This window comes from Rhodanobacter sp. BL-MT-08, assembly GCF_054161255.1.
In genome coordinates this window covers 3,931,674-3,943,788 of the sequence record NZ_CP167872.1, presented here as the reverse complement: position 1 = coordinate 3,943,788, position 12,115 = coordinate 3,931,674, and the positions used below count along the sequence as shown (strand labels likewise).

Here is a 12,115-nt window from a genome sequence, read left to right as displayed (position 1 = left end):
CCTGTGATACGCCGTTCGATTTTTTGTGCAGTCTTACTGGCTTCCTCCATTGTCGCTTCACACGCCAGTGACGCTGTTCACGCGCCGATTGAACAGCGTTGTCCAGGTTTGTCCGCATGGGAAAGCGCTCACCCGCAATGGTCAGAGAAGAATCAGGCGGCGCGCCTTACGGCGGCCTTCGGAAAGCCGACTGATCCCCAGTTACGCCAGCAACTTCTGAATATGGTGAAGCCCGATCAAGCTGCACGAGAGGCTGTCGCAAAGTCGGGCTTTCAATCGCAGGATGCTCTGAAGAAAATGCTGTCGGTCGATGCTAAAAATTTGGCGGCATTCAAGCCGATCATCCAACGGCAGGGATTTCCGAAGCCCTCGCAAGTCGGCGTCGATGGGTTCAAGGCCGCGTTTTTGCTGATTCAACATGCTGATCGGGATCCCGCGCTGCAGTCGCAGGTTTTGCCTCAGCTGGTGGCGCTTCATGATCAAGGGATGATCGGTGGAAGCGATGTAGCTCTACTGACCGACCGTGTGCTCCGCGCACAGGGCAAGCCCCAGCGCTATGGCACTCAGTTCGATCAGGATGCCGATGGTTCAAGCATGAAACTTCAATCGACCGAAGATATCGCGAATCTGGATAAACGCCGCGCAGCCATGGATTTGCCGCCGATGACCGACTACGCATGCATGATGTCGGTTTATACGGGAAAGAAAATAAAGCTGCAGCCCTGACGGGTGAGCTCACTCTGCGCCGGGCGCGCACTCCCGATGCGTTGCGCGAAGCGTTTGCCGTCTATCGCCGCTCAAGTGCCCCTGAATCGGGATACCCGAGCGGCGGCGTCATCGGGCGACCCTCAACTTTCAAGGAACTGCAGTTTCTTTTCCCGCGGCAGCTGCTTGATCTCCCACTCCGCGCGCGACGCGCTGGATCGATCGGGGTAACTTCGGAATGCCAGCAGTCGAAGCGGTGGGTTGGCGCGGGTATAGCGTGCGCCGCGACCGGCTACATGGGCGGCATAGCGTGTGTCGAGCCGATTGGTGATGCCGGCGTAATAGCTGCCGTTGCGGCACTCGATCAGATAGAGGCACCAGCTTTTGACGGGCTTGGTGATCTGGGTTGCGGCAGCTTGGGTCATAGGGGTCATCAATCGTCGCCTTTGCGGCTGAATATATCGCCTGTCGACATTCCTGCCCGATACGCCAGACCGTTGGCCCGAGCTTTCGACTTGACTCATCCGTCACACAGCGCAGGCTATCAATAGTTCCTACGTTATCGGAGAGTTGGCCATGAAAAACACACTTGTCATGACGGTTGGACTGGCACTGGGAGCGTTTGGAGCGACAGCGGTGCAGGCGCGACAAGTCTGTCACAACGTGCGAGTCAAACATATTCAGTCGCAGGACAACCATCGTCTCATCGGCACCGGCGTCGGTGCGGTCGCGGGCGGTCTGCTTGGACATCAGGTTGGCGGTGGCAAGGGCAAGACCCTGGCGACCGTCGGTGGCGCGGTGGCCGGCGGCGTTGTCGGCAATCAGGTGCAGAAAAACGCGCAGAATAAAAAGGCTTATTACACGACCGAGCGTCGCTGCGAAGAAGTCAACGACTGACAAACTCTGTTGCAGAGTTCGCCACTCATAGCCCGGATGCGTTTTTCGTCCGGGCTTTTACGTGCGTGATCCGAGCGAGTGCGGGCTTCAGTAGGGCGTTCCCAACTCGCGTTCCCGCTTGAGCGCACGGGCGTACCAGAAGAATTCATCGAGGAAGCGATCGAGCGACTTCTGCGTGCGTGGATCGGTCGGTTTGCCATCTTCGTCCAGCGCCTTGCCGATATGCGGAATCGGGCAGAGGCTAGGCACGCTCGGCATGCCCAGCTCCGCCAGCGTGGCGCGCAAAGCCATCGCCGCACGCACGCCGCCGAACTGCCCCTGCGAATAGCAGACGATGCCGGACGGTCGCCAGAAATATTCCTCGAGGAAGTGATCCAGCAGGTTTTTCATCGCCGGCGGTATGCCGTGATTGTATTCGGCGCTGACGATCAGAAAGCCGTCGACGCGGCGATACAGCGTTGCCAGCATTTCCAGTACGTCGGGCGCCGTGCCGGCCTCGTACTCCTTGTACATGCGGTCGAGCAGCGGCAGCGGCGTCTGCATGGGATCGACCAGCACCGCTTCGTGGTCGCGTTCTTCCAGCGACCTCATCACCAACTTGGCGGCGCGTATGCCCATGCGTTCGTGGCGCACCGTGCCGAGCAGTACGGCGATGGACAGGGGCTTGGATTCGGTCGTCATGGCAGGCTCCGTGGGTGTGCCTACACTAGCGGTTTCGAGGTTGCTTTCGCGCGTGTCGGCGTGCGTCAAGTTAGTTGTCGCGTCGTGCGTTATGCCGCGTGCTTCAGTTCGGTTCGTTCTGGGTTGAGATAGACCTCGTTGGCGAGTGTCCAGTCGCGCGTATGCCGCGCCCAGCGCGCGGGATGTCGTTGACGTGCCTTCGCATAGAGCTCGGCACGTGCGGCCAACAGGCGTTCTGCATGACCGCAGTGGCGCTGGCTGGGCGTGACGTAGTTGAGTGCGCTGTGGCGGTGCTCGTGGTTGTACCAGGCGACGAAGCGGTTGACCCATACGCGCGCCTCGTCGATCGTGTCGAAGGGGCGTTCGGGCCAGAGCGGGCAGTACTTCGCCGTGCGGAACAGCGCTTCGGCGTAGGCGTTGTCGTTGCTCACCCGCGGACGACTGAACGACGAGGCGACGCCAAGTTCGTGAAGCGTGGCGAGCATGACGGCACCCTTCATCGCCGAGCCATTGTCCGAGTGCAGCACCAGCGGCCGACCGACGATGCGTTCGCGCAAACAGGCCTTCCTGATCAAGTCACTGGCATGATCGGATGACTCGGCCTCGTGCACCTCGTTGGCCACCAGCAGGCGGCTGTGGATGTCCTTGACCATGTACCAGTAAAAGTAGCGGCCCTTGACGGTGCTGGGCATCCAGGTGATGTCCCAGCACCAGACCTGGTTGGGGCCGGTCGCCCTATGGGTGGTGGGCGCACGACGTTGGGGCGCCTTGCTGCGTCCCCGATGCGCGGTTTGACTGGCCGCTTTGAGCACGCGGTAAAACGTCGACTCACTGGCCAGGAAGATGCCTTCATCGGCCAGTTTCGGCACGATCTGGTGCGGCGTCATCTGGGCATGGGCCGGTTCGTTGGCGGCGGCCAGAAGGTGCCGACGTTCTTCGTCACTGAGCTGATGGGCCGGTGCGGGCCGATGCGCCTGTGGGCGCGCATCTTCGGGCTTCTGCCGCCATCGCTGCACCGTGCGGATGCTCAGCGCCAGCATCGCGCAGGCTGGCGCAAGCCGCGCCCCGGCAGCCACCGCGTCATCGAGAAGAGCCAACGCCTCGCGGCGATCTGAGGGAGAGGTCATGCGTCCTCGTCCTTGCCCCAGATCGCCTCGGCTTTTTTTCGCAGCACCAACAGCGCGGCGGTTTCCGCCAACGCCGCATCCTTGCGGCGCAGTTCGCGCTCCAACTGCCTGATGCGCTCGCGCGCCATGCCGCTATCGGGCTTCACCACACCTTGGGCGGTGGTCATCGGCGCATTGGCCTGCTCGCACGCCACGCGCCATTGCCGGATCTGCTCCGGCAGCAACCCTATCCGGCGACAGTACTCGGAGAGCTCTGCCTCATTCATCGGCGCACTTTCCACCACGATCCGAAATTTCTCCGGACCGGACCAACGCTCGCTTTGTCCGCTGTCCTTACGCACCAGCGATCCCTCGATCAGCGCTGCATTTCGCCACGTCCGCAGCGTGACTTCCGTAATGCCCGACGCCAAGGCCAACGCACGGATTCGGCGGTTCGTCGGTGGCCCCATCTGTTCGATCGCCCATTGCCGCTGTTCGGCTGTGTAACGTACCCATTTCATGCTCTCGCTCGCTGCCGCCTTCCAGTGTGATTGATCAAATCAAACGAGGCGACAACTAGTCTGACGTGGAGGGGTGTACGGAACAAAAAATGCCGGCCCGCATCGCGTGCGGCCGGCATGGTGTTTCGGGAGCCGCCGACGTGCATTGAGCACGTCGGCAAGACTCACCGTTGGCTCAGGCAACTGTCAGCGTGACGTCGATATTGCCGCGCGTGGCGTTCGAGTAAGGGCATACAACGTGTGCCTTCTCGACCAGCGCTTCGGCCTGGGCGTGGTCGAGGCCAGGGATGGTGATCTTCAGCGCCACTTCGATGCCGAAGCCGGTCGGGATCGGGCCGATACCGACATCGCCTTCGACGGTGGTCTCGGCGGGCAGGGTAATTTTCTGCTGGCCGGCCACATACTTCAGCGCGCCGAGGAAGCAGGCGGAATAACCGGCGGCAAACAGCTGCTCTGGGTTGGTGCCTTCGCCGCCGGCGCCGCCGAGTTCTTTCGGCGTGGTCAGCTTGACGTCTAGCACCTTGTCGGACGACACGGCGCGACCGTCGCGGCCGCCCTGGGCTTTGGCGTGAGCGCGGTAGGCAACTTTTTCGATAGACATGATGCGTCTCCTTTTGGGGGGTGGGTGAGTCAATTGAACATTGGATGGAAAAAAGTCGGCGTGCTTGAGCGTATTCGTGTCGTTGTGCGTTTCTAGCTGTTTAACTTTCTTGCGGCAGGTTCTTAGCCGTTGCTGGACAACCGTTCGCGCAAACCGGTCAGCTGAGTCTTTAGCGCCAGCAGTTCGTCGACTTCACAGCCGGTGGCGCAAAACACTTCTGAAGGCACGCTGCCGGCCTGTTTTTTCAGCGCACGACCTTCGGCCGTGAGCGAAATGATGACCTGGCGCTCGTCCTCGTCCGAACGTATGCGGTCCAACAGCCCGGCTGCTTCCAGCCGTTTGAGCAGCGGCGTCAGCGTGGCCGAATCGAGGAAGAGGCGTTCGCCGATCTCCGATACGGTCAGCGCATCGCGCTCCCACAGCACCAGCATCACCAGGTACTGCGGATAGGTGAGCCGGAGCTTGGCCAGTAACGTGCGGTATACCTTGTTCATGGCGAGGCTCGCTGAATACAGCGCAAAGCACAGCTGCTGGTCGAGCTGCAGCATCGACTGGGTGGAAATGGCAGCTGAGGTCTTCGGCTTCATGGGCTAGAAATATACATAGTGCGCTATCTAATTGCAAGCGATCTATTTAGTCTTGTTCAGGAACTGTCTTTCGATGAAATCGAAAAGTCCGACTCGCCGCTAGCGAGCGCTGTGTTGGCCGTACCCGCAGCTAACCGGTGCTCAAGCGCTATCGGCGTTAGACTTCAGCGACAAGACGTAACGGGAACGACGATGACCAAGCTCGCCAGCGGCACCTTCGAATTGACCATGAATCCCCAGGCGCCGGAGGAAAACGTCGGCGACGCCAGCATCGCCCGCATGGCGCTGGACAAGATCTTCAGCGGCGATCTCGACGCGACGAGCAAGGGCCAGATGCTGGCGGTACGCACCGCGGTCGAGGGCTCGGCGGGATACGTGGCGATGGAGCGCGTCACCGGCACGCTGCACGGCCGCCGGGGCTCCTTCGCCTTGCAGCACAGCGGCACCATGGCGCAGGGCGCGCAGTCGCTGAGCGTTACCGTGGTGCCCGATTCCGCGACCGACGAGTTGTCCGGCCTGTCCGGTACGCTGGCGATCAAGATCGTCGACGGGCAGCATCATTACGCGTTCGATTACCTGCTGTCCGAAAGCCCGTTGCCCGACGCCGAGTGATCGGGCCATCCGTCAACCAGGCTGGTCGAACAGATCCGTCTGCGCCTGATAGCTGTCCCGTTCGACAAAGCCTGCCAGGCCAACGCCGACGAGTCGATAAAGCGCATCTTGTGGGCGTTCGACGCGAGCCCGCAGCGCGCAGGCGATGTCGCCCAGCTCTGTGGCCGATTGCGGGCGCTGTAACGGCGTAAGGCTGCGCGTGAGCGTGCGGAAGTCGGACGTCTTCAACTTCAGCACGACGGTGCGCGCCACGCGTGCCTGTTCCGATCCCGCGTTGTTGCGCAGGTAGCCGGCCCAGGTCTTTTCGGCGAGCCGGCGGATGTGCGGTTCGAGTTCGTCCAGCGTGAGGTCGTGTTCGAAGGTGTCTTCGGCGGAAATCTGCAGGCTCGCGCGCTCCGGCTCCACCGCGTGGTCGTCGATGCCGCGTGCCAGCTCATATAGGCGCCGGCCCCAGCGGCCGAAGCGCTGTTCGAGTTCGGGCAGGGCGAAGGCGCGCAGCTCGCCCACGGTGGTGACGCCGAGCACGGCGAGCTTTGCCTCCATCACCTTGCCCACGCCGGGCAGGCGGCCGACCGGCAGCGGTATCAGAAACGCATCGATCTGGTGCGGTCGGATCACGCACAGCCCGTCGGGCTTGTGCCAGTCCGAGGCGATCTTGGCGAGAAACTTGTTCGGCGCCACGCCCGCGGATGCGGTGAGCTGGGTTTCTTCGCGGATCGCGGCGCGGATCGCTTCGGCCGTGGCTGTCGCCGACGGCAGGCCGGTGAGTGTTGTAGTGACGTCGAGATAGGCCTCATCCAGCGACAGCGGTTCGACCAGCTCGGTGTGCCGCGAAAAGATCTCGCGGATCTGGCGTGACACCGCCTTGTAGCGCGCAAAGTCCGGCGGCACGAAGACCACCTGCGGGCACAGCCGCTCTGCGCGCAGCGCGGGCATCGCCGAGCGGATGCCGAACACGCGCGCCTCGTAGCTCGCCGCGCAGACCACCGAGCGCGCGCCGCGCCAGGCCACCGCCACCGGCTTGCCGCGCAGCGAAGGATCGTCGCGCTGCTCGACCGACGCGTAGAACGCATCCATGTCGATGTGCAGAATTTTGCGGGGCGGAGCAATCATGCGCGCTGGCGTGCGGCTACTGAAACGGAAGGCCTGATTCTAGACCGTGCGACTGCACGCACTCCGTGTGCAGGCATAGCCGGTCCGCTTCCGGATCAACCCTTGGCAGGCAGCGTTCGCTCCTGCGCGTGGCCGTCGCGATCACGCCAGGATGCATGCAACGACGGCCCGTCGAAGCTCACGCGCAGCGTATCCGTGACGATGTTGTACGGCAGTACGAGTACGGCAAGATCGTGATGGCCATCCGCACCCTCGCCAAACATTGCGCGAACATGCAGCTGGCCCTCGTTATAGAAGGCGACCCGCTGCCGCGCGACGTCATAAGCCCGCACCTGCATGAAAGGCGCGCTGAGCTTTTGCGGCGGGAGGAAAAAGCGCAGCTGGCGCGATGCTTTGTCCGCGCCCGAAGCCAGCACCGCCACGCCATTGCTCCAGCTCACCCTGGGCGCCGAGGCGAGCTCGGCCAGCGTTGAAACAATGATGCCCTGACGCGCGCGCACCAGGCATCGATGCGCTGCCGGCGCACCGCGATGGCAGAAGCTCTCGATATGCCAAGGCGGCTGCGTGCCGCCCGACGAATAGGCCGGCGTGATCATCGCGCACAGAAGCGCCGCCGCGGCGGCGGCAAACATCCCGCAACCAACGCGGGAGCGGAGCCTCGCTAACGTGTTGCGCGCAGTCATACGATGAGCCTTTGCTGTTGCCAGTGTGCCCGATGCGTGTGAACGGGCATGCCAAAACAAACTATGCGCGGACGCACACGATGGTCAAGCGTGACGGAAGCGTTTCCCAATGACACCGAGCGTTGGCGTTTACTCGTTCGCCATAACGCAAACGATTGGTGGCCACGACCATGCCACACGGGACTAGCTGAAACACCGCGCACAATGGCAAGGTAGCGGCCATGTCGATTGAACCTGCCAATGCCTATGTGCGGCGCCTGACCACCTGGGACGCCGCGATGATCGTGATCGGCGGCGTGATCGGTGCGGGCATTTTCCGCAACCCGGCTACGATTGCCCAGCAGACAAACTCCGGCCTGCAGGTGCTGATCCTGTGGGTGATCGGCGGCCTGCTGACCCTTGCCGGTGTGCTCTGCTACGCCGAGCTGGGCGCGCGGCGACCGCAGGCGGGCGGTACTTACGTTTATCTGCGTGAGGCGTTCGGCCAGCTGCCGGCCTTTCTGTTCGGCTGGACCATGGCGCTGATCAACTACCCCGGCAGCGTGGCCGCGGTCGCGACGATCTTCGCCGACTATCTCTGCGCGGCGACGGGTTTGCCCGAGCTGTGGGTGAAGCCGGTGGCCGCCGGCGCCATTGCCTTTATCGTGGGCATCAACCTGTTCGGCATCCGCGCCGGCGCGTGGGTGCAGAACGTTTTTACCGTGCTGAAAATCGCTGCCATTGCGCTGCTGGTGGTGGTCGGCATGGTGCTGGCGCGGGGGCATCTTGGTACGGCGCTCGCGGTAGATACCGCGCATCCGGTGTCATCGTGGGCATTCATTGGTGCGCTGCTGCCGGTGCTGTTTACCTACGGCGGCTTTCACTACCTCAACGATTTGGCCGGCGAAGTGCGCAACCCGCAGCGCACGCTGCCGCGCGCGCTGGGCATGGGCATGGCCGGCGTGGTGATCTGCTACGTGCTGGTGAACTTTGCGTATCTGGCGGGCCTCGGTCACGCCGGCTTGGCTGCCAGCCATGCGCCGGCGGCGGATTTGATGCGTCGGCTATTCGGCGAAAGCGGCGCCACGGTGATCGCCATCGGCATCGCCTGTTCGGCGTTCGGCTATTGCAACATCGCCATCGCCGGTGGCGCGCGCGTGCTGCAGACGATGGGCGCCGACGGCATGTTTTTTCGGGCGGCCGGTCGCATCGAACCGCGCACTCGCGCGCCGCAGATTGCGCTCGCCGCGCTGGGCGCTTGGGCGATCGTGCTGACCGTCTCCGGCAGCTTCAACCAGCTGCTCGACTACACCACTGTGGGCGAGTGGCTGGCGCACGTGTTCGGCATCGGCACGCTGTTCTGGTATCGCCGGCATTTCGCCGACCAGCCGTCGCCGTATCGGGTGCCGTTCTATCCGCTGCTGCCGCTGGTGTTTGTGATCACCGTGTTCAGCGTGATCGTGGCCACGGCGATCCATACGCCAAGCGATGCCGGCATGAGCCTGCTGATCATCGCGCTCGGTGTGCCGGCGTATTACGGCTGGCGCAGGGCATCGCGGCTGCGCTAGCGCGCACTGTTTCGTCCTATCGAACGGTCCGGGCTGTCGGGCTGCGCTTCAGCTGTCGGCGGCATACTTGGGCAACTATCGATCGAGCCGCTTGCCCATGAAACGTTACGCCTTGCTCTGGCCGCTGTGCCTGTTGGGACTGAACGCCTGCCATGCGACGGAAGCGTCGGCAGCGATCGATCTGGCATCGGCCTCGCCCGTCGCACACGTGACGCTGGTGCAGGTGCAGCGCACGGGCAGCGCCGAGCAGGCGAGCGATGGCGTGACGCAGCAGCGCTACGCCTTTCAGCCAGCCGCTCAGCCGCAGATCACGATCGCGCCCGGCGATGGCAAGACGTGGGACTGGACCGGCAGGGGCGAGCTGCGTCTGCGCGTGCAGAACGCGATGCCGTGGGCGGTCACCCTCAATCTCGATATCGACAGTGTTGCCGGCGCGCAGCATCTGCACGCGACGGTCGGCCTGCCGGCTGGTCCCGCGCAGACGGTGGTGCTGCCGCTGCACGCCGAGTCGCCGCGCGGCGAAGGCATGCAGGCACCGCCGCCCATGCCGTTCGACGACCACGGGCAACTGACCCTGCTGGCCACGACCGTGCAGGGCGCGGTCGATCTGCGTCAGGTCGGCGCAATCCGGCTAAGCATGCCAACACTGCAGGCGGCGCAGACGCTCTTGCTTGGTCGTGTCGACACCGCAGCGGGCGAGGCAGCGCTGCACGATGCCTATGCCGGCATCGTCGACCGGTACGGGCAGTTCACTCGCGCTCAGTGGCCGGAAAAAGTCACTGACGACGCGGCACTGCGCGACGCCCATGCGGCCGAGCAATCGGCGCCGGCCAAGACGCCGGATGCTCCGGCTGGTATGGATAACTACGGCGGACGTCTGGACGTCCATAATCTCACGGCCACCGGCTGGTTCCATGCGCAGAAGGCCAATGGCCGCTGGCAGCTGGTGACGCCGGACGGGCACGCGTTTTTCTCGCTCGGCGTCAACGCCGTGGTCGCCGACGGCGGCCGCAGCTATGTCGAGGGGCGCGAGTTCATGTTTAAGAATCTTCCGCCGGACAGCGGCGCATGGTCACCGTTCTACGGCAGTGGCGACAGCCGTCAGCCGGATCAGGGTGCCAGCGAGGGCATCGGATACAACCATGGGCGCTGGTTCGATTTTTACGCGGCCAATCTCTACCGGGTCGATGGTGGCAAGTGGATGGACGCCTGGCGCGCGCGCACGCTGGATCGACTGCGCGACTGGGGCTTCAATACCATCGGCAACTGGAGCGATGCGTCGCTCGGCCGCGCGCATCGTGTGCCGTACACGCGCCCCATCAATATCGCCGGCGACTACGCCAACGTCTCCGCCGGCTACGACTATTGGGGCCGCATGCCCGATCCGTTCGATCCGCGCTTCGTGCAGGCGACCGAACGGGCGGTGGCGAATGCAAGCCGCGACGTGCGCGACGACCCCTGGCTGCTGGGTTATTTCGCCGACAACGAGTTGGCCTGGGCCGGCGTCGGTCCGCAGGGTCGCTGGGGGCTGGCGCTGGGCACCCTGCGCGGCGATGCCAGGAGCCCGGCCAAGCAGGCGTTCATCGCGATGCTGCGGAAGAAGTACGTGGAGCCCGAAACGCTAGCCAGCGCCTGGGGCATGGCGCTGGGTTCGTGGGATGCGCTGAACGTCACGGCGTTCGCCGCTCCTGTGCCAAACGAGTCGCACCCGGCGATTGCCGCCGATTACACCGCCTGGCTTCGCCGCTACGCCGACACCTATTTCCGGACCGTGGCCGAGGCCATCCATCGGCACGACACGCACCATCTGTTTCTCGGCGGCCGCTTCGCGGTCAATACGCCCGAAGCTGTGGCCGCCTGCGCGCAGTATTGCGACGTGGTGAGCTTCAACGTCTATGCCGATCTGCCGCAGCACGGCTTCGACGCCGCCGCGATCCACCAGCTCGACAAGCCGGCGTTGATCAGCGAGTTCCATTTCGGCTCCGCCGATCGCGGGCCGTTCGGCAAGGGCGTGGTGTCGGTCTATACCGAGCCGCAGCGTGGCGAGGCGTACGCCAAGTTCGTCGCCGCTGCAGCAGCCGACACCCACATCGTTGGCGCGCACTGGTTCGAATACGTCGATCAGCCGGTGAGCGGACGGCTGCTCGATGGCGAGAACAGCCATATCGGTCTGGTCGGCATTACCGATATTCCGTTCGGCGGTTTTGTCCGGGCCGTAAGCGCGGCGAACAGGCAAATCGCAACCCCGAAATGAGTGCTTGACCCTCACGCAACGTAAGACCGCAGGCTATCGTCAACCGCAACGGAGGAAACGATGAAGCTACTCTCGGTCAGTCAGGTGGCGCGCCGCACCGGGGTCACGGTCCGCACTCTGCACCACTATGAAGCGTGTGGCTTGCTGATGCCGGCCTCACGCAGTGACGCCGGCTATCGCCTTTACGGCGAAGCTGAGCTGCGCCGGCTGCAGCATATCGTTTCACTGAAGGCGCTCGGTTTGTCACTCGACGCCATCCACACCTGCCTCCATGCCGATACGCCGTCACTGGCCGATGCGCTGTCGAGACAGACCAGCCGATTGCGGGAGACGATCGCCCGCCAGCACGACATGCTCTTGTGCCTGGAAAAGTTGCAGCAGCGGCTTGCTGCCGGCGAGGTGATCGATGGCGACACACTCCTGAAAACCATTGAGGCAAGTACGATCATGGAAAAATATCTGACCACCGAACAACTGGAAACCGTGCGTCGACGCGGCGAAATTTTGGGCGCCGAACGCATACGCGAAGTCGAACAGGCCTGGCCGCAGGTCATCGCGGGCATGGCGGCAGCCATGCAACTGGACAAGGATCCCGCCTCCGATGATGTCCGCTTGCTGGCGCAGAAATGGCGCTCGCTGGTGCGGGAATTTACCGGCGGTGATTCCGGCATCCAGCGCTCACTCAACACCATGTTTGCGCAGGAGCCTGAAACGATGCAGCAGCGCGCCGGTATCGATCCAGCGCTGATGGACTATGCGCGCCGCGCCATCGCCGCCTTGCCTGCCGAGAGTAGCTGAGCGGCTTCGT

Annotated in this window: 13 protein-coding genes; 6 read left to right on the top strand and 7 right to left on the bottom strand. The window is 63.5% G+C overall.

From position 1 onward, the window contains the following. Positions 1-3: 3 nt before the first annotated feature. Complete coding sequence (locus ACDK93_RS17610) at positions 4-726, top strand: DUF6624 domain-containing protein (RefSeq protein ID WP_458070319.1); 723 nt, start codon at positions 4-6, stop codon at positions 724-726. 122 nt (positions 727-848) lie between these two features. On the opposite strand, the gene ACDK93_RS17605 is transcribed toward ACDK93_RS17610, so the two are convergent. Beyond that, entirely contained in the window at positions 849-1,130 is a 282-nt protein-coding gene (locus tag ACDK93_RS17605) for a GIY-YIG nuclease family protein (protein ID WP_458070318.1), read from the bottom strand. Between the two features lie 151 nt (positions 1,131-1,281). On the opposite strand from ACDK93_RS17605, the gene ACDK93_RS17600 reads away from it, so the two are divergent. After that, complete coding sequence (locus ACDK93_RS17600; protein WP_458070317.1) at positions 1,282-1,602, top strand: glycine zipper 2TM domain-containing protein; 321 nt, start codon at positions 1,282-1,284, stop codon at positions 1,600-1,602. 87 nt (positions 1,603-1,689) lie between these two features. Here ACDK93_RS17600 and ACDK93_RS17595 read toward each other — a convergent pair whose 3' ends face one another. The 4 genes from ACDK93_RS17595 to ACDK93_RS17580 form a co-directional block, all read right to left on the bottom strand. Continuing rightward, positions 1,690-2,283, bottom strand: coding sequence for an NADPH-dependent FMN reductase (locus ACDK93_RS17595; protein WP_458070316.1), 594 nt, complete (start codon positions 2,281-2,283; stop codon positions 1,690-1,692). Positions 2,284-2,372: 89 nt separating this feature from the next. Further along, a protein-coding gene (locus ACDK93_RS17590) for an IS3 family transposase (protein ID WP_458070315.1) occupies positions 2,373-3,910 on the bottom strand; the annotation gives its coding sequence in 2 pieces (ribosomal slippage) (positions 2,373-3,451 and positions 3,451-3,910; 1,539 coding nt in all). Positions 3,911-4,085: 175 nt separating this feature from the next. Further along, a complete protein-coding gene (locus ACDK93_RS17585; protein ID WP_458070314.1) occupies positions 4,086-4,511 on the bottom strand; it encodes an organic hydroperoxide resistance protein in 426 nt (141 codons plus the stop codon). 122 nt (positions 4,512-4,633) lie between these two features. Then, a complete protein-coding gene (locus ACDK93_RS17580) occupies positions 4,634-5,098 on the bottom strand; it encodes a MarR family winged helix-turn-helix transcriptional regulator (protein ID WP_458070313.1) in 465 nt (154 codons plus the stop codon). 192 nt (positions 5,099-5,290) lie between these two features. On the opposite strand from ACDK93_RS17580, the gene ACDK93_RS17575 reads away from it, so the two are divergent. After that, on the top strand, positions 5,291-5,710 hold the full coding sequence (locus tag ACDK93_RS17575; protein ID WP_458070312.1) for a DUF3224 domain-containing protein: 420 nt from the start codon (positions 5,291-5,293) through the stop codon (positions 5,708-5,710). A gap of 12 nt (positions 5,711-5,722) precedes the next feature. On the opposite strand, the gene dinB is transcribed toward ACDK93_RS17575, so the two are convergent. Together dinB and ACDK93_RS17565 are read right to left on the bottom strand one after the other, a co-directional pair. Beyond that, positions 5,723-6,823 carry a DNA polymerase IV gene (gene dinB, locus ACDK93_RS17570; RefSeq protein ID WP_458070311.1) on the bottom strand — a complete coding sequence of 367 codons (1,101 nt, stop codon included), beginning with the start codon at positions 6,821-6,823 and terminating at the stop codon, positions 5,723-5,725. Positions 6,824-6,918: 95 nt separating this feature from the next. After that, entirely contained in the window at positions 6,919-7,455 is a 537-nt protein-coding gene (locus tag ACDK93_RS17565) for a hypothetical protein (protein ID WP_458070310.1), read from the bottom strand. A 272-nt stretch (positions 7,456-7,727) separates the two neighbouring features. Between ACDK93_RS17565 and ACDK93_RS17560 the strand changes: the two genes are divergently transcribed. The 3 genes from ACDK93_RS17560 (at position 7,728) to ACDK93_RS17550 (ending at position 12,105) form a co-directional block, all read left to right on the top strand. Next, positions 7,728-9,053, top strand: a complete 1,326-nt coding sequence (locus ACDK93_RS17560) for an APC family permease (RefSeq protein WP_458070309.1) — start codon at positions 7,728-7,730, stop codon at positions 9,051-9,053. 97 nt (positions 9,054-9,150) lie between these two features. Next, entirely contained in the window at positions 9,151-11,307 is a 2,157-nt protein-coding gene (locus ACDK93_RS17555; protein WP_458070308.1) for a beta-agarase, read from the top strand. Positions 11,308-11,391: 84 nt separating this feature from the next. After that, positions 11,392-12,105, top strand: a complete 714-nt coding sequence (locus ACDK93_RS17550) for a MerR family transcriptional regulator (RefSeq protein ID WP_458070307.1) — start codon at positions 11,392-11,394, stop codon at positions 12,103-12,105. Positions 12,106-12,115: the final 10 nt, after the last annotated feature.

Bases quoted from the DNA above. Each gene is read 5' to 3' on its own strand.
- ACDK93_RS17560 (WP_458070309.1), top strand. From the start codon at position 7,728: ATGTCGATTGAACCTGCCAATGCCTATGTGCGGCGCCTGACCACCTGG.
- ACDK93_RS17580 (WP_458070313.1), bottom strand. From the start codon at position 5,098: ATGAAGCCGAAGACCTCAGCTGCCATTTCCACCCAGTCGATGCTGCAG.
- ACDK93_RS17585 (WP_458070314.1), bottom strand. From the start codon at position 4,511: ATGTCTATCGAAAAAGTTGCCTACCGCGCTCACGCCAAAGCCCAGGGC.
- ACDK93_RS17600 (WP_458070317.1), top strand. From the start codon at position 1,282: ATGAAAAACACACTTGTCATGACGGTTGGACTGGCACTGGGAGCGTTT.
- dinB (WP_458070311.1), bottom strand. From the start codon at position 6,823: ATGATTGCTCCGCCCCGCAAAATTCTGCACATCGACATGGATGCGTTC.
- ACDK93_RS17565 (WP_458070310.1), bottom strand. From the start codon at position 7,455: ATGTTTGCCGCCGCCGCGGCGGCGCTTCTGTGCGCGATGATCACGCCG.
- ACDK93_RS17595 (WP_458070316.1), bottom strand. From the start codon at position 2,283: ATGACGACCGAATCCAAGCCCCTGTCCATCGCCGTACTGCTCGGCACG.
- ACDK93_RS17575 (WP_458070312.1), top strand. From the start codon at position 5,291: ATGACCAAGCTCGCCAGCGGCACCTTCGAATTGACCATGAATCCCCAG.
- ACDK93_RS17555 (WP_458070308.1), top strand. From the start codon at position 9,151: ATGAAACGTTACGCCTTGCTCTGGCCGCTGTGCCTGTTGGGACTGAAC.
- ACDK93_RS17605 (WP_458070318.1), bottom strand. From the start codon at position 1,130: ATGACCCAAGCTGCCGCAACCCAGATCACCAAGCCCGTCAAAAGCTGG.